Origin of the sequence: Paraburkholderia fungorum (genome assembly GCF_900099835.1) — a bacterium.
Taxonomy (GTDB): Bacteria; Pseudomonadota; Gammaproteobacteria; order Burkholderiales; family Burkholderiaceae; genus Paraburkholderia; species Paraburkholderia fungorum_A.
Genome location: NZ_FNKP01000001.1, coordinates 1,718,004 through 1,734,120 on the forward strand (window position 1 = coordinate 1,718,004; position 16,117 = coordinate 1,734,120).

General features: G+C 61.5%; 16 protein-coding genes and 1 pseudogene. 10 read left to right on the top strand and 7 right to left on the bottom strand.

Going from position 1 to position 16,117, the window contains the following annotated elements:
- Positions 1-29: 29 nt before the first annotated feature.
- A complete protein-coding gene (locus BLS41_RS07540; RefSeq protein ID WP_074763734.1) occupies positions 30-671 on the bottom strand; it encodes a VC0807 family protein in 642 nt (213 codons plus the stop codon).
- 197 nt (positions 672-868) lie between these two features.
- Here BLS41_RS07540 and arfB point away from each other — a divergent pair, with 197 nt between their 5' ends.
- Positions 869-1,273, top strand: coding sequence for an alternative ribosome rescue aminoacyl-tRNA hydrolase ArfB (arfB, locus tag BLS41_RS07545; RefSeq protein ID WP_074763735.1), 405 nt, complete (start codon positions 869-871; stop codon positions 1,271-1,273).
- A 92-nt stretch (positions 1,274-1,365) separates the two neighbouring features.
- On the opposite strand, the gene BLS41_RS07550 is transcribed toward arfB, so the two are convergent.
- On the bottom strand, positions 1,366-2,658 hold the full coding sequence (locus BLS41_RS07550) for an EAL domain-containing protein (RefSeq protein WP_074763736.1): 1,293 nt from the start codon (positions 2,656-2,658) through the stop codon (positions 1,366-1,368).
- A gap of 589 nt (positions 2,659-3,247) precedes the next feature.
- Here BLS41_RS07550 and BLS41_RS07555 point away from each other — a divergent pair.
- A complete protein-coding gene (locus tag BLS41_RS07555) occupies positions 3,248-3,538 on the top strand; it encodes a putative quinol monooxygenase (RefSeq protein ID WP_074763737.1) in 291 nt (96 codons plus the stop codon).
- Between the two features lie 172 nt (positions 3,539-3,710).
- Here BLS41_RS07555 and BLS41_RS07560 read toward each other — a convergent pair whose 3' ends face one another.
- Complete coding sequence (locus BLS41_RS07560; RefSeq protein ID WP_007182306.1) at positions 3,711-3,968, bottom strand: hypothetical protein; 258 nt, start codon at positions 3,966-3,968, stop codon at positions 3,711-3,713.
- 57 nt (positions 3,969-4,025) lie between these two features.
- Between BLS41_RS07560 and BLS41_RS39360 the strand changes: the two genes are divergently transcribed.
- Positions 4,026-4,175, top strand: coding sequence for a hypothetical protein (locus BLS41_RS39360; protein ID WP_216350606.1), 150 nt, complete (start codon positions 4,026-4,028; stop codon positions 4,173-4,175).
- A 41-nt stretch (positions 4,176-4,216) separates the two neighbouring features.
- Here the strand turns inward: BLS41_RS39360 and BLS41_RS07565 are convergent, their stop codons facing one another.
- Both BLS41_RS07565 and BLS41_RS07570 read right to left on the bottom strand, forming a co-directional pair.
- Complete coding sequence (locus BLS41_RS07565; protein WP_074763738.1) at positions 4,217-4,441, bottom strand: hypothetical protein; 225 nt, start codon at positions 4,439-4,441, stop codon at positions 4,217-4,219.
- A 253-nt stretch (positions 4,442-4,694) separates the two neighbouring features.
- Positions 4,695-5,414: a YdcF family protein gene (locus tag BLS41_RS07570; RefSeq protein WP_253189632.1), complete on the bottom strand. Its 720-nt coding sequence runs from the start codon at positions 5,412-5,414 to the stop codon at positions 4,695-4,697.
- 266 nt (positions 5,415-5,680) lie between these two features.
- On the opposite strand from BLS41_RS07570, the gene BLS41_RS07575 reads away from it, so the two are divergent.
- Positions 5,681-6,004, top strand: coding sequence for a hypothetical protein (locus BLS41_RS07575; protein WP_074763739.1), 324 nt, complete (start codon positions 5,681-5,683; stop codon positions 6,002-6,004).
- A 363-nt stretch (positions 6,005-6,367) separates the two neighbouring features.
- On the opposite strand, the gene BLS41_RS39525 is transcribed toward BLS41_RS07575, so the two are convergent.
- Together BLS41_RS39525 and BLS41_RS07585 are read right to left on the bottom strand one after the other, a co-directional pair.
- Positions 6,368-6,622 (bottom strand): hypothetical protein, encoded by a 255-nt coding sequence (locus tag BLS41_RS39525; protein ID WP_074763740.1) that lies wholly within the window; start codon positions 6,620-6,622, stop codon positions 6,368-6,370.
- A 305-nt stretch (positions 6,623-6,927) separates the two neighbouring features.
- Positions 6,928-7,323, bottom strand: a pseudogene (locus BLS41_RS07585) (transposase); the annotation flags it as partial.
- A 406-nt stretch (positions 7,324-7,729) separates the two neighbouring features.
- Here BLS41_RS07585 and BLS41_RS07590 point away from each other — a divergent pair.
- The 6 genes from BLS41_RS07590 to nusA all read left to right on the top strand — a co-directional run bounded on the left by BLS41_RS07590 (position 7,730) and on the right by nusA (position 16,100).
- Positions 7,730-8,632, top strand: a complete 903-nt coding sequence (locus BLS41_RS07590) for a LysR family transcriptional regulator (protein WP_074763741.1) — start codon at positions 7,730-7,732, stop codon at positions 8,630-8,632.
- Between the two features lie 298 nt (positions 8,633-8,930).
- On the top strand, positions 8,931-10,157 hold the full coding sequence (locus BLS41_RS07595) for a pyridoxal phosphate-dependent aminotransferase (RefSeq protein WP_074763742.1): 1,227 nt from the start codon (positions 8,931-8,933) through the stop codon (positions 10,155-10,157).
- A 369-nt stretch (positions 10,158-10,526) separates the two neighbouring features.
- A complete protein-coding gene (gene scpB, locus BLS41_RS07600; RefSeq protein WP_074763743.1) occupies positions 10,527-11,648 on the top strand; it encodes an SMC-Scp complex subunit ScpB in 1,122 nt (373 codons plus the stop codon).
- A gap of 64 nt (positions 11,649-11,712) precedes the next feature.
- Positions 11,713-13,590: a 23S rRNA pseudouridine(2605) synthase RluB gene (gene rluB / locus BLS41_RS07605; RefSeq protein WP_074763744.1), complete on the top strand. Its 1,878-nt coding sequence runs from the start codon at positions 11,713-11,715 to the stop codon at positions 13,588-13,590.
- A gap of 579 nt (positions 13,591-14,169) precedes the next feature.
- Positions 14,170-14,628: a ribosome maturation factor RimP gene (gene rimP, locus BLS41_RS07610; protein ID WP_074763745.1), complete on the top strand. Its 459-nt coding sequence runs from the start codon at positions 14,170-14,172 to the stop codon at positions 14,626-14,628.
- Positions 14,625-16,100, top strand: a complete 1,476-nt coding sequence (nusA, locus tag BLS41_RS07615) for a transcription termination factor NusA (RefSeq protein ID WP_074763746.1) — start codon at positions 14,625-14,627, stop codon at positions 16,098-16,100. Before rimP ends, nusA begins: the two co-directional genes overlap by 4 nt.
- Positions 16,101-16,117: the final 17 nt, after the last annotated feature.

Below are 16,117 nucleotides of genomic sequence, written 5' to 3' on the forward strand. Positions count from 1 at the left end.
CTCGCCAGCGTCAAACCGTTGCCAAAAGCTCACCCCGCCACCTCACCCGACTGCACTTTTGCAGCAGCCCGGCTACTCAAAGCCTTCCGATACCAAAGCGTCCACAGTGCAAGGCCACCGTAAATGCCGTAACCGATAAACGGCGAGACCACCAGAAACCGCTCGATCGGCCATGTCAGCGCCATCCACGAGCGCAGTGCGGTCTCGGTAGTCAAGCCGACGCCCCATACCAGCGTCATCATTCGCATCGCGGTAGCGAGTGCGGGTCGTTCGCGCCACAGCGCCTCGAAATGCGCAGCGCCGCCTTCCATCTCGCGAGCAACTGTGGCGCGCGCGAGATAAAAGATCAGCGGGCGGCGCATCGGCAGCGAAAGCAGAAACACCACGCCGACCGCGCCGGACACCAGCGACTCGCGCAACAGCAGCACACGTGGACTGCCGCCCATCGCCATGGCGGCGACCGAGAGCACGATCCCGGCGACCACCATCACGCTGAGCGCGTCGACCCGGCGAAAGCGCGCCAGTTCGATCAGACTCCAGACGATCGGCGGCACGGCCGACGCGATCAACGCGCCGGTCTCGCCGAGATGCGGCAGCGTGAAGCGGTAGGCGAGCCAGGGCAGCAGAAAGTTGACGGCCATCTCCACCACAAAACCGGGGCGCAGTTTCATATGACGTTATGCAGTAAGCGGGAAAACGCAGTATCGCGCAGTATCGACGTGCGGATTGTGCCGGTGCAAATGGTTTTTCACATCGGCAGTATCGGTCGATTCGACTTTGAAAATCGTAAGCGCTTAACGCGTGGCCCGCGAGGATCGCCTGGCACGCATCGCCGGTTACACTTACGTTTCCCAGCCAGAACAGCCTCATGACATCCCGTTATCCGATCCCGCTCAACGAAATCGAACTGACCGCAGTGCGCGCACAAGGGGCGGGCGGTCAGAACGTCAATAAAGTGTCGAGTGCCATTCATTTGCGTTTCGACGTGCAGGCCTCGTCGCTGCCGGAGGTGCTGAAAATGCGTCTGCTCGCGCTGTCCGATCATCGGCTCACGCGTGACGGCGTGGTGATCATCAAGGCCCAGGAACATCGCACTCAGGAGATGAATCGCGCGGCGGCGCTCGCACGGCTCGATGAACTGATAGAGAGCGTCAGCGTGACGCGCAAGCCGCGTGTCGCGACCCGGCCGACGCGCGCATCGAACCGGCGGCGTCTCGATAGCAAAGCGAAACACGGTGAGATCAAATCGGGGCGAGGCAGGGTGGTCGACTGACGGGAGAATGCACACACTGGCGAACCCGCGAACCCGCGAACCCGCGAACCCGCGAACCCGCGAACCCGCGAACCCGCGAACCCGCGAACCCGCTACCGCTTCCCTCGTCCCCGGGGACGAGTTTCAGAGTCAGCCGCAGCCGGCACGAAGTCCACGCACAGCACGTGCATCCCATCGCGCTCGAACGCCAGCGCCGCGGTGTAGCAGTCCTCGCCGTCGGCCAGCGAATAATGCGGACCCATCATCGCGACCCGTCCCGGCGCGGCAAGCGCGTGCTTGAAGTACGCACGCCGTGACCAGTTGCTGCGCGTTTCGGTGTAAAGCGGCGCGAGCCGCAGCGGCGGTGGTGGCACCGAAGCGGCCGTCACTGATGGCTGGGTTTGCTCGCCTTGACCGTCGGTGATGAAGACCCGGCGTGCTTCCCGCAGATGCCATACTTTTTGCGCGGCCTGGCGCAGATCGCCGGTTACCTTGTAGGTGTCCGCCGCCGCCAGCACCGCCTCCGCGAAGCCCTCGAAACCGAGCCGCTGATGACCCGCGACCTCGCGTTCGTACGCGGCGAACTTGTTCCAGATCGATTCGACCAGCGTCGGCACGCGGGCGCACGCCGCCTGTATCGAACCCTTCGGCTGACCGAGCCAGAAGCCCTGCACGAAATCGACGTCGGCCTGCATCAGGATCATCAATTCCTCTTCGGTCTCGACGCCTTCGGCCAGCACCAGCGTGCCGGACTGATGGAGCATCGCGATCAGATGATCGATCATCGAATCGTCGCCCTCGCGCTTGCCCGCGCGCGCCACCAGCGAGCGGTCGAGCTTGACGATGTCGGGACGGAAACGCCACACGCGGTCGAAGTTCGAAAAGCCTGTGCCGAAGTCGTCGATCGCGATCAGGAAATCGCGCGGCTGCGATGCGGCGAGCATGCTGGCGACGGCCGATTCATCGTCGGCGGGCTGCTCCAGCACCTCGATCACGATGCGTTCCTGCGGCAACCCGAAATGCGCGGACAACTCGTCGATGAACGCGCGCTGCGGCCAGCCGGTTTCGAATACTTGTGGACGCGTGTTCAGAAACAGCCAACCGGTGGTAATGCCTTGTTCCATGAAATTCGCGACGTGCAGACAGCGCGCGATGCGGTCGAGTTCGCGGGCATCCGCAGCCGACCGCGTGCCGGAAAAAAGGACTTCGGGCGAGACCGGCAAGCCGACCGGATCGAAGGCGCGCAACAAGCCTTCATAACCGACCACGCATTGGTGTGTCACCGAAATCACGGGCTGGAACACGCTATGCAGCGTCAACGCGCGCCACGTCGCGGTCCAGCCGGATTCATCCCGTACCAGATGCGGGAGCAGGCCGCTCAGGGTCAATTCGCTGACGGTTGGCATAGGGGCGGAAATGAGAGCACACAAGAGAGCTTCGCGACCGACGGACGGCGATTCGCGCAACCCGGCGCAGCGGGCAATGGAAGCACGGTCCACGCGAGAGCAGGGCGCAATCGATAAAGCCCGGGAACGCGGAGAACGATGCCAGCCATGCTGGACTCCGGCAGATTAGTCAAAACCAGTCTAGCAGTTTGCAATTCGCATGAATGTGCGGGTAATCACAGACGCGTGACCCCGAAATCTGCCATGCCAGAGAATGACGGAGGGCAGCCCGGACTGGATTTGAAGGCGTGCCGCACTGGTTCCGGCGCACTCATTTCGGACCACCCCGAAGCGCGGATTGCAATTGTTTGCCTGTACGAAATGAGCGTAACAGGGCGGCACGCGGCTACCCGCCAAACTCCAGGCAACGGCGGTGCCCAGACGTGACTCGCTCCATGCTCAGACACTTCTCGTATGTGTCGAGTTTTTTTCGAGTTGAATCCGGTGCCGTCCGCACGAGGCGTGCTGACGGTGTGCGGCGCCCGGCAGCAGATTTGGCGACCGGCAGGTATGCTGCTGTTTCTTAATTTTTCAGGCAAAGGAGCCAGGCATGTCGGAAATCGCGGTGGTCGCAATCTCGGTGGCAAAACCAGGCTATGAAGAGCAGGTGCGCGAGGCGCTCGAAGGTATCGTCGGGCCGACGCGCAAGGAGCAGGGTGCGCTTCAGTACGATCTGCACCGTGATCTGCAGGAGCCGCGCCGGTTTGTGTTCGTCGAGCGTTGGGAAAGCCAGGAAGCGCTGGCGGCGCATGCGAAGTCAGCGCATCTGGAGGCTTATCGTAAAGCCGCCGCAGACTGGCTCGAACACTCGGAAGTTCGCGTCGTGTCGAAGATCGTGTAACTCGGGTTGTTCACGCTGGCGTCGACGGCTGTTCAGCCCGTTGAAGCGTGCCAAAGCCCGCTTGGGCCCGCTTAGACCCGTAAACGCAGCAACGGCGAGCGAACCGCCAGGCCAATCAGCCTGTGCGGCTCGCTCGCCGTCATTTTTTCTGCAGATGCCAGGCGAGCGCGTTTTAGTGCGTCGCTTGCGGCACGTCCAGGATCAGGATGATGGTCCAGTCCGCATCGCCGTCATGGTGATACTGCCGTTCCGCGACGATAAACGGTTGCTGCTTGCCATCAGGGCCAAGAAACAGCACGTCGCCTTCCATCGGCAGGCATTCGACGGGGGGCAGCGCGAGAAACGCTTCCTGACCGCCGCGCGGCATCAGTTTTTCAATTTTGCGGGATGCTGCTTCGGTCCATTCGATATCAAGCTGGATGTTGCTCATGCTGTCCTCCGCACCAGGGTGCGTACGGGTTAGGGGATTCCGGCTGGGTGCCGGTCGGTGCGCGACTTTAGCATACTGAAAGCCGGGCGCGCCGGGCTTCGCGAGGCTACCCAGGCCGATGACGAAGATCCATTAAACAGCAAAAAAGCCGAAGCCGGCATGGCCGGCTTCGGCTTTTCACCTTCGTGGAACGAGGCCACGAAGTGAAGCTGATCGTTGTCCTCTAAAGAGGACGTCCAACCGCACGCTTACTGTGCATCGGGCTTCTTGTGATGATGCGGCTTGTGATGTTTATCCGACATGGCCGGCGCTGCACTCATCGATTGCTGGCGATTTTGCAAATCTTGCGCGCGTTGTTCGATGTCGGCGGCTTTCGCCGGGTCGTTACTCATCGTGATGCCGTTGTCCTGCGCATACGCCGCGCCCGCTACAGCACTGAGAGAAACCAGGATCGCCAGGGACACTTTCTTCATCGCTACCTCCGCAGAGTGGTTGTGGACCCGAGTATTGCCTGTCCTGTCGGAAAGACAATGCATTCTAGTCAGCAATATCCGCTCCCGCAGATGCTTTTGTAACTGCAATCACAATCTGTTACATCTCACAATGCAGCGTTCTTATTAGCTAAATTGATTAATCAATTTGCGCCGCATTCACATGTATGTCACGGCAATACACTTCTCTTCAGAATTCGGAGGGCTAAATAACGGCCCTCCCGTCATTCGAATATCAGAACCAGCCGAGTGCGCGATAGACGTGAAATTGCGCGATTCCAATCAGTTCATGCAACGCGATCTCCGCACTCTTCAGATTCTCATAGCGCGGCAATACGCCCAGTTGGACGCGCCGCGCGCTGGAGATCAACGGTTGCGGCGCAATGCCGAAGCGGTGAAAGTCGAGTAACGCCCGCGGCATGTGATACGCGGAGGTGACGAGGATCACCGTGTCGTAACGTGATTGACCGACAATGGCCGATACGTTGCGCGCGTTTTCATACGTCGTGAGACTGCTGTCTTCAAGCACGATGTCCGCGCGAGGAACCTTCTCACGCAATAGGTAAGGAAGATAAGTCTCGGCTTCGGTGGCGGGGTGCCGCTGCGGATTGCCGCCGCTCACGATCACCTGGCAACTGGCCGCGTTTCGTTTGCATTCCGTGTAATTCTCCGCGCTCACCGAAATGCGGGAGAGTACGTCGTGCGGTGGTACGAGCACGTGGTTGTGGTCGTAAATCGTGCCGCCACCCAGCAGGATGATTGCCGTGCGCGGCGCAAACGTGGTCGGCGTCACATTTTCCCGATGCGGCTGCGCCAGATCGAGTAAGGGCGCTGCCAGCCACCCGGCTGCAAGCAGCCAGAACAGGATGACAGTGACAAGGATGAGGGGGCGGCGGGCGCGCTTCCATCGCACGATTGCTGCAAAAAAAAGCGCTAATAAAGTGAATAGAATCAATTTAAATGGGGTAACGTATGTCTTTCGGGACAAATCTACGGGCTTGCTATCGCGCCGCAGCGGTTGCATCGTCGGCACGTAGGTAGAACGCTAACATGCCGTTCAAACGGGGGTTCCGAAACCGAGACCAGGCAACACCTGGTGGAACTCGGCTGCTTCGATAGGCAGCCAGCTTCCGGCCAAGGCGGGTGCTACGCGCGTCACTGGTGGCGCGGTGACGTGTTGGGCATAGATGTGTCATAGCTGCACTTTAAGAAAGAAGTGAGATGACCACGTATTCCAACGAAGCGGTACTTGAAGCGCTGCGGCGGGCGCAATATCGCCAGGTTCCATGGGCCAGACGGCCGGGCGTTTTCCAATATCTTCGCGCATTAGGCCTCATGGATACCGTTCGGCAGCGCACCGTCGCACCAGCGCCGGGCTTTCACGCACCGGTAGACATCGCTGTGCTTACGGATCGGGGCAGAGCCGAGTTCGCGCGGCTCGCTCATGATGAACGTTTGCTCAGCTGGACCGCGCAGCGAATGAACGACTACGTTCTGGACAAGGCCGAGGTGCGGGTGGCGGCAGTGCTCGAGGCGAGACCGTAAGGCGCTATCGCGCCGTTCGGCAGGCTCGTGCGGATTTTCCAGCCGCTTTTGCGGCTGGCGAAGATTCTTTTCTCCGACGATCAACGAATGGATACACACGCCGATGCCTGACGCATCGGCTGTTTTCGTTTGGGAGAAAAAAAGCCCGTATCACGACGATACGGGCGTACCGGAATTACTACTGCCACGCTGTGCTAATGGCAGTTAATGAGACTGGTGTCACGCCGGGTGGTTCCCTGATTATTCCAATCACCTGGCGAGGCATTTCTTTCGACGTTCTGGCAATAGAAGTGCTGCGGCAGCGTCTGGAATTCAAATAGCGGTTTAGTTTGTGGCATCCATTTGGAACCCAGAAAAGGCACCTCACCTCCGGCGCGTCGAATCTTCCCGCGGGGCTTCCGGACGCGTCCGAACATTACTGGCAATATCGCCGCGCAAATCTCCGCGCGGTGCCGGTGGCGTGAAGTCGCGGCTACGCGTCTGACTTTCCTGCCACGATTCAAGGCTGGCCGTGCGGTCCGGCCGCCAGTTCCAAGCCTGTTGACGCTCCTGTGCGAGCGTCGGTGCGGCCATTGATGAAATCACAATGCCGCACAGAAGCAGTGGCATTGGTTTCATGCTGAGCTCCCGTCAAGCCGATCAACTCAAGGCCTGTTTTGCATACGTATAAACATATGCCGAGTAGCGAAAGCACGCTGTAAGTAATAGTAAATGGATGTTTCATCAGCAATCAGCGCGCTGCTTCAGTTGCCTGAAGCAGCGAAAAAAGCGCTGACGTGACGGTGAGGTGAAAGCGACGACTGCGTTGGGCGCGCCGGTTGGCGGTGCCCACTATGGCTGCGGCGAGTGGTGGATTCGCAACAACACGGCAACTCGAAAGTACGCCGGTCGCCCTGGGCGACCGGCGGCAGTAATTCGTGTCAGGCCATCTTGACCGGCGCGCGCCACGATTCCGGATTGGTCCAGAATGCGCCGCGCAGGCGGTCGCGGCTCGGCGGTGCCGGCGGTTTCGCCGCGGTCGCACCAATCCGGCCGCGCAGCGAAATTTCACGGCCGCTCGTGCCGAGTCGCTTAACTATTTCGGCGAGCGTACCATCGGCTTGCCATTCGTCGAAGCGACGGCGGCAAGTCGGCGGCGACGGATAACGGCCCGGCAGTTTGGACCAGCCTTCGCCCGTCGACAGCACCCAAAGCACAGCGTTGACAACCGCGCGCGCTTCCACGCGAGGCCGGCCACGCCGTTCACTCCGTGCCGGCTCGGCACAGAACAAAGCCTCGACCAGCGCCCACTCGTTGTCTCTCAAATCGTCGAACAGCATCATGTTTCACCTCAGCGAAGCTAACTCCGGTGCGCTGCCCCGCGCCGCGCACTCTCCATGCACTCGATAGGCGAGTGCCAAGGGGATCGGGCTTGCCACGTCTCTCAAAAATCGGAAGTCATGGCGCCGACCCTGTGTGCATGTAAATGCATGAAGTGTGCCAAGTTGATTCCGACTCCCTGAAAGCCCCGTAGCGGCGGGCCAGCGCGGGCGCTAGCTAGGGGCGTATGAGAATCCAAAAAACCCATCCCGCAAATCGGGACAATCACCAATCTTGTGCAATCAGGCCCGACCAGCGTGCGCTTGCGCCTTATTGCTGCATTGCAGCGAAAGCACGAAGATGGCCCCCAGTAAGCTTTTTGACCCTACAATGCGCATCAAACAAAGCTATTAATGAGGTTGACAAATGAATGTGACGTTGCGTCAGCTAAGGGTTTTCATTGAGGTCGCGCGTCTGCAGAGTTTTAGCCGGGCGGGAGATGAGATTGGTCTGACGCAATCGGCGGTAAGTCGCTGCGTGCGCGAACTGGAGAGCGAGATCGGTCTCAAGCTGATCGACCGTACTACGCGCGAGGTGCAACTGACCGATGTTGGCGGCAATCTGGTGTCGAGCGTGTCGCGGCTGTTGACCGATCTGGACGACGCATTGCGCGAAATCCGCGAAATCGGCGAGCAGCGCCGTGGACGCGTGGTAGTGGCCGCCAGCCCCACCGTGGCTTACCGGCTGATGCCACGCGTGGTGGCGTCGTGCATGCAACAGTTTCCGTACATCACCTTGGGACTGCGCGACGACGTGCAGAGCGACGTGGTGCGCAAGGTCAAGTCGGGCGAGGTCGATTTCGGGGTGATCATCGGCCCTTTTTCCGCCGACGATCTCATCAGCGAGTCGCTGATGACCGACTCGTTCTGCGTGGTCTTTCGCGACGATCACCCGCTGGCAGCACAGGAGCAGGTCGCGTGGGCGGATCTGGAAGGTCAGCAGTTGGTGATGCTCGATTACGCGTCGGGTAGCCGGCCGATTATCGACGCCGTGATGCAGGCGCACGGCGTAAGCGCCACGGTGGTGCAGGAGTTAGGGCATTCCGCGACCGTTTTTGGGCTGGTGGAGGCCGGCGTCGGCGTCAGCGTGCTGCCGTGGCTGGCGTTGCCCTTGCCGGCGGGCGCGGCGCTGGTCGCGCGGCCGCTCGTGCCGCGAGCGGAGCGCACGGTCGAATTGGTGCGGCGGCGGGACCGGTCGCTATCACCGGCAGCGGAGGCTGTGTGGGGGTTGATCCGGCAACTGCCGGCGCGGGCGGAGGATTTGAATTAGGCGGGGCAGGGCTTGGTCGCTCATGAAGAAAGCCCAATTGTTGGGAAGCTGGGGCGGGGTGGCTTTACGTCTCATGGACTGAGTTCAGGCGCCACGCCACAACGGACTGTCGCCCGGTTGCTCGCTGCTACCAGGGCCTACGCCATCTGTTCATGTTTGTGATGACGCTTCGGACTTCTACGGCGACCTCCATTCGAACCGGAGATGGGCGACTTCGCCGCTCCGAAAATAGACGCCGCGATAAACTGACAGCTTCCTTAAGCGTCAACCCCTACCTCTAACCCGTCTGGAAGCCTCGATGAGCGTGTCGGACCTGCCTGTGCCCTTCATCCCGAATGCGCGCGACGCCGTGCGCGCGCTGCGTCCTTCGCAAATCCGCGAAGTCGCCAACGCCGGTTTTGGCGTCAGCGACGTGCTGCCGTTCTGGTTCGGCGAGTCCGATCGGGTCACGCCGGCCTTCATCCGCGAAGCCGCCAGCGCTGCTCTTGCAGGCGGCGCGACGTTCTACACGCATAACCTGGGCATTGCGCCATTGCGCGCGGCGCTGGCGGGTTATGTGACCGGACTGCACGGCGCGACGTCGGCGGATCACATCGCGGTGACCAGCGCGGGTGTCAACGCGCTGATGCTTGCTTCGCAACTGGTAGTGGGTGCAGGTGATCGTGTGGTTGCCGTCACCCCGTTGTGGCCGAATCTGGTCGAGATTCCGAAAATTCTTGGTGCCCATGTCGAAACGGTCGCGCTTAACTATGGCGAACATGGCTGGCAGCTTGACATCGAGCGACTGCTCGCGGCGCTGACACCCGACACCCGAATGCTGCTGATCAACTCGCCGAACAATCCGACCGGCTGGGTGATGAGCCGCGACGAGCAGCGCACCGTGCTGGCGCATTGCCGTCTCCACGGCATCTGGATCGTCGCTGACGAAGTCTACGAGCGCCTGTATTACGCCGACGCGGAAGCGGGCGCAGAAGGCTCATCGGCCCGCACAGCACCGTCGTTTCTCGATCTGGCCGGGCGCGACGAGCGTGTGATCTGCGTGAATTCGTTTTCAAAGGCGTGGCTGATGACCGGCTGGCGGCTAGGGTGGATCGTCGCACCTGCTGGTTTGATGGACGACCTGGGCAAGCTGGTCGAGTACAACACTTCGTGCGCGCCGTCTTTCGTGCAGCAGGCGGGGATCGCAGCCGTTCAGCAGGGCGAGCGCTATACGCAGGAACTGGTGCGCGACCTGAAAACCTCGCGAGACCACCTGGTGCGCGCGCTTTCCGAACTGCCGGGAGTTGACGTAAAGGCGCCGCCGGGTGCGATGTATCTGTTTTTCTCGATGCCGGGAGCCGAGCACAGCCTGGATTTGTGTAAAGCCATGGTGCGCGAAGTTGGGCTTGGCATAGCGCCTGGCAGCGCATTTGGTCCGCAGGGCGAAGGTTTTGTGCGCTGGTGTTATGCCTGCGATACGGCGCGACTCGACGCGGGCGTCGAGCGTCTGAAACGCTATCTGGCGCAATACGGAACAGTCTGGTGAATGCTGGCTGAGAGCCGGTTGGCGTGCTGGCTGAAAAGAGCGACTGAAAAGTCTGGTCGGAAAGAGCGGCGTTTCTCCTGGGGGCACCGGCTTTTCGGCTAAAGCACGCCGGCCACCGCCCGGCCAGAAAATGCGTCGGGGATTTCGTCTTTACGCACTGATTGTTTTTGCGTAATATGGCGCTCAGTCACGCGATTCCTTTCAGGAATATCGCTGCTCCGTCCGGCTGGGTTTGGCTCGATAGTCTGTTTCGCCTCCCCCCGGTGCGTGCTCCCATCAATATGACCGATCAGAATCGGGCGAGCGCGTCTTCAGTTCCACATCGTCTGTTTGATCCGGTTCTTTGACCACAGGGTCTGACCTAGCTGCATGAATACCCAAGAGGCGAAGATCGTCCTCGAGACTGCCTTGATCTGCGCGCAGGAGCCGTTAAAGCTCGGCGAGTTACGCAAGCTCTTTGCCGACGGCGTGTCGGCAGACACCGTTCGGACTTTGCTCGAAGACCTCAAGCAGGACTGGTCTGGGCGCGGTGTGGAGTTGGTCGGGCTGGCGTCGGGCTGGCGGTTTCAAAGCAAGCCCGCGATGCGTTCGTATCTGGATCGTTTGCATCCTGAAAAGCCGCCGAAATATTCGCGCGCGGTGCTCGAAACGCTCGCGATCATTGCGTACCGACAGCCGGTCACGCGAGGCGATATCGAAGAAATTCGTGGCGTCACGGTGAATACGCAGGTCGTCAAGCAACTCGAAGACCGTAACTGGATCGAAGTGATCGGTCATCGCGATGTGCCGGGCCGTCCGGCGCTGTACGCGACTACGAGGCAGTTTCTCGACGACCTCGGTCTGCGCGCGCTCGACGAGTTGCCGCCGCTGGCCGATCCGTCGGCTCAGTTGAATGCCGATCTGCTCGGTCAGCATGCGATCGAATTCGCCGATGCCGAGGTTGCGCAGACTCTCGTATCAGGTGAGGAAGGCGACGCCGGCGACTTGGCGGCTGAAGCTGCGGTGCGAGCCGTGAGTTTTGACTCTACGGCCACGGCGCTCGAAGAAGGCGGGAGCGAAGTCGAAGCGAAGGCTGAAGCAGCCAGCGCTACGACGATGGCAGCGGATACGAATATCGACGCAGCGACCACCGCGCCGGAAGCAGGAAGTAGCACCGTCGAAGCCGGGTCGGTCGATAACGTTACTGATCCCGCTGCACCGGCAACGACGCCGCATTTCGATGCCGCAGGCTCACCGGCCACGCCAGAACACGCCGAAAAGGCGCATGCAGAACCGCAGGCCGGCATCGCCGAGCCCGCACAGAATCACGATCCGGTCTCCCAGGCCGATCCGGCAATACCCGCGCACGACTCGGGCGTACTCCGCGATACGGAGCACGCCGCCGAGCCGAATCCGACCACGGCGGCGCACGGCGATCCTGAAGATCGCCGCGATGCCGCACAGGACGCAGGCGTTCTGACCGACGACGAACCCGAGTCGCGCAGCGCCTGACGTAACCGAACTTTTTTTGCCACGCCCGCAACGGGCGTGCGCGACCTGACATTTTGAGGTTGTTTTGACACATACCCACGACACCGATTCGTCCGAATCCGAGCGCGCCGTGCCGTCGGCACGGGCCGACGAAGCTCGCACCACGCAAGCGTCGGCCGGCGAGGGCGAGCGCCCGGCGCAGTCCGCGGAAGCTGACGGCGAAGACCGTCCGCGCCGCGGCTTGCGTCGCGGACCGCGCAGCCTGATCGCGCGCCGCCGCGCCGGAGCGAAGACGAAGGGCGCCGAAGGCGCACCCGCGCAAGGCGCGCCGGTCGTCACCGAAGCGCCGCCGGACGGCGAAGTGGTCGCGCAAGTACGCATGCCACGCAAGGACGCTGGCGCCAAGGGCCAAGGCCCGCGCCGCAATGCGGGCGGCGCGAAGCGCGAGGGTGGTCAGCGCGAGGGCGCTGCCCGTGAAGGCCAGCGCGAGCGTCAGCCGCGTGAGGGTGGTCAGCGTCAGAACAACCGCCGTGGCGGCGAAGCGTCGGCGGCACCCGCACCGGCGGAAGCGGGTCAGGACGACCTCTTTTCCTACGTCACGTCGCCTGCGTTCGACGCGGATAACAGCGCCACCGGCGGCGTGCGCGCGCCGATGCTGCGCCGTGGCAAGCCCGCCGCGCCGAAGCGCGTGCTGGCCGCCGACGACGACGCGCCGAAGCTGCACAAGGTGCTCGCCGAAGCAGGCATGGGCTCGCGTCGCGACATGGAAGAGTTGATCGTTGCCGGACGCGTTTCGGTGAACGGCGAGCCGGCTCACATCGGTCAGCGCATCATGCCGACCGACCAGGTTCGCATCAACGGCAAGCCGGTCAAGCGCAAGCTGGCCAACAAGCCGCCGCGCGTGCTGCTGTATCACAAACCGACTGGCGAAATCGTCAGCCATGCTGACCCGGAAGGCCGTCCGTCGGTGTTCGACAAGCTGCCGCCGATGAAAACGGCCAAGTGGCTCGCAGTCGGCCGTCTCGACTTCAATACCGAAGGTCTGCTGATGCTGACCACGTCGGGCGATCTTGCGAACCGTTTCATGCACCCGCGTTATAGCGTCGAGCGTGAATATGCGGTGCGCGTGGTCGGCGAGCTGGCTGAAGGCATGCGTCAGAAGCTGCTTCACGGTGTCGAACTGGAAGACGGTCCGGCGAACTTCCTGCGTATCCGCGACGGCGGCGGCGAGGGTACCAATCACTGGTATCACGTCGCGTTGGCCGAAGGGCGCAATCGCGAAGTGCGTCGTATGTTCGAAGCCGCCGGCTTGATGGTCAGCCGCCTGATCCGCACGCGTCACGGCGCGATTTCGCTGCCGAAGGGCTTGAAGCGCGGTCGTTACGAAGAGCTTGAGGACAACCAGGTGCGGGCGCTGATGGCGTCGGTGGGCCTGAAGGCGCCCACGGAAGAGCGTGGCAGCCGCAACTCGGCGCCCGAGCGTAAGCAGCCGGATCCGATGCAGACGTCGATGGGCTTTATCGGCCGTGAGCCGGTGTTGATGTCGCACAGCCGCTTTGAGCAACAGCCGCGTGGTCAAGGGCAAGGCCGTCGCGGTGCGGCGGGTGGTGGTTTTGGCGGCGGTACGGGCGGTAGTTTCGGTGGCGGCGCCGGTAGCGGTGGCGGCTATGGCAATCGCGGCACGGGCCGTGGAGCGAGCGGTTTTGGCGGCGGCTCCATGGGTGGCGCAACGGGTCCGCGTGGTGGCCGTGAGGTCGACGGCAATCGTGCGCCGTCGGGCAACGGCAACCGTAGTGGCGGCGGCAAGCGCGCTGCGGGCGGCGCAAATCCGGGCAACGGCGGCGGCAGCCGCGGTCCGGCAGGCAATCGTGGCGGCAACGCGAACCGCGCTGGCGGCAATGCCAACCCGGCTGGTGGCAATCGTAGCGGCGGCGCGCCGCGCGGCCGCTCGCGTGGCCGTTAAACCTCGCTGCGGAATCTGACTCTGTTTGAAGGTTGCCCGGCAGCTAAGCCGGGCGATCGGAGAATAAAGCTGCAATGTAAGACGGTTGGTCGCAAATCGCTTTTATCGATTTTCGCGAACCACCGTCAGATTCAATCGATGATCGCTATAGTTTCATCCAACGCATAAAACCGTGGTGCGGCCAAAAATAGGGGCGGGTCTGATTTGCTCCTGGTTGCACGATAGTGCTTCGGTACTGTCCGGGTCGCCTTGCAAAAGGCTCCGCGCGTCGCCGTATCGTCGAAAGATTCCCATGAAATCAAGCGGAAATGCGCTTTACGCAGCGTTCTGCGGTTTGCGTTTGTCCTGAAAAATGGCTACAATCGCGAAGTCGCTGGGCGTGCGGCTTTTCATGTGCGGCTCAGGTGCGACCACCGGTAATAAGATGATGGGCGTTTAGCCCATTTTTTTTTGCCGCTCAGTTAATCGTGGTTCGGCATCTCGGGTACGCACGAACGTGCGCCGGCTTGGCGCGCGGCCCGCATTGGTTGTTTGCAAAACAAGCGGCAGGCTCGCTGCGCGAACATCTAAGAGGGCAATGTGCAACTGACGGAACTGATTGAAACCACGGTCGTGGGACTCGGCTACGAGCTCGTCGATCTCGAGCGCACCGGGCGCGGCATGATGTGCATTTATATCGACCAGCCGGCCGGCATCGCGATCGAAGACTGCGAGAAAGTCACGCGTCAGCTCCAGCACGTTCTGACGGTCGAAAATATCGATTACGAGCGGCTTGAAGTGTCGTCGCCCGGTCTCGACCGCCCGCTGAAGAAACTGGCGGATTTCGAACGCTTCGCAGGCAGCGAAGCGGTAATCACATTGAAAAAGCCATTGGACGGACGGAAATCGTACCGGGGCATCCTGCATGCTCCGCAAGGCGAGACGATCGGTCTGGAATTTGAAGGGAAGGAAGGCGCCGCGATGCTCGATTTCACGCTCGCGGACATGGACAAAGCGCGCCTCGTTCCGCAAGTTGACTTTAGGAGCCGCAAACAATGAGTCGCGAAGTGTTGATGCTGGTGGATGCGCTGGCACGCGAGAAGAATGTCGACAAAGACGTGGTATTTGCCGCGCTCGAAGCGGCTCTCGCTTCGGCCTCCAAGAAACTCTTCGAAGAAGACGCGGACATCCGCGTCCACATCGACCGTGAAAGCGGCGAGCACGAAACGTTTCGCCGCTGGAAAGTGGTGCCGGATGAAGCCGGTTTGCAGGAGCCGGATCAGGAAATTCTGTTGTTCGAAGCACGTGAACAGCAACCCGAGATTCAACTCGACGAGTTCATCGAAGAACCGGTGCCGTCGATCGAATTCGGCCGTATCGGCGCGCAGGCCGCCAAGCAGGTCATCCTGCAGAAGGTGCGCGACGCCGAGCGCGAGCAGATCCTGAACGACTTCCTCGAGCGCGGCGAGCACATCATGACCGGCTCGGTGAAGCGCCTCGACAAGGGTAACTTCATCGTCGAAACCGGCCGTGTCGAAGCGCTGCTGCGCCGCGATCAGCTGATTCCGAAGGAAAACCTGCGCGTGGGCGACCGCGTGCGCGCCTATATCGCCAAGGTCGATCGCACCGCTCGCGGTCCGCAGATCGAACTGTCGCGTACGGCGCCCGAATTCCTGATGAAGCTGTTCGAAATGGAAGTGCCGGAAATCGAACAGGGCCTGCTGGAAATCAAGGCGGCGGCTCGTGATCCGGGCGTCCGCGCCAAGATCGGCGTGGTCGCTTACGACAAGCGCATCGATCCGATCGGCACCTGCGTCGGTATTCGCGGCTCGCGCGTGCAGGCTGTGCGCAACGAGCTCGGTGGCGAAAACGTCGACATCGTGCTATGGTCGGAAGATCCCGCACAGTTTGTGATCGGCGCGCTCGCGCCGGCAGCCGTCCAGTCGATCGTCGTCGATGAAGAAAAGCATTCGATGGACGTCGTCGTAGACGAAAACGAACTGGCGGTCGCGATCGGCCGCAGCGGCCAGAACGTGCGTCTTGCCAGCGAACTCACCGGCTGGCAGATCAACATCATGACGCCGGACGAATCTGCGCAAAAGCAGAATCAGGAACGCGGTGTACTGCGTGACCTGTTCATGGCGCGTCTCGATGTCGACGAAGAAGTTGCCGACATCCTGATCGACGAAGGCTTCACGAGCCTCGAAGAGATCGCTTATGTGCCGCTCAACGAAATGCTCGAAATCGAAGCATTCGACGAAGACACCGTTCACGAACTGCGTAACCGCTCGCGCGACGCGTTGCTCACGCAAGCTATCGCGAATGAAGAAAAGGTCGAAAATGTAGCACTCGACCTGAAGAGCCTGGACGGCATGGACGCCGACCTGCTCGCAAAGCTGGCTGAACATCAGGTGCAGACGCGCGACGAACTCGCCGAACTGGCCGTGGATGAACTGGTCGAGATGACCGGAATGGAAGAGGATGCCGCTAAGGCGTTGATCATGAAAGCACGTGAACACTGGTTCCAGTGAGAAATGACCATGGCGCA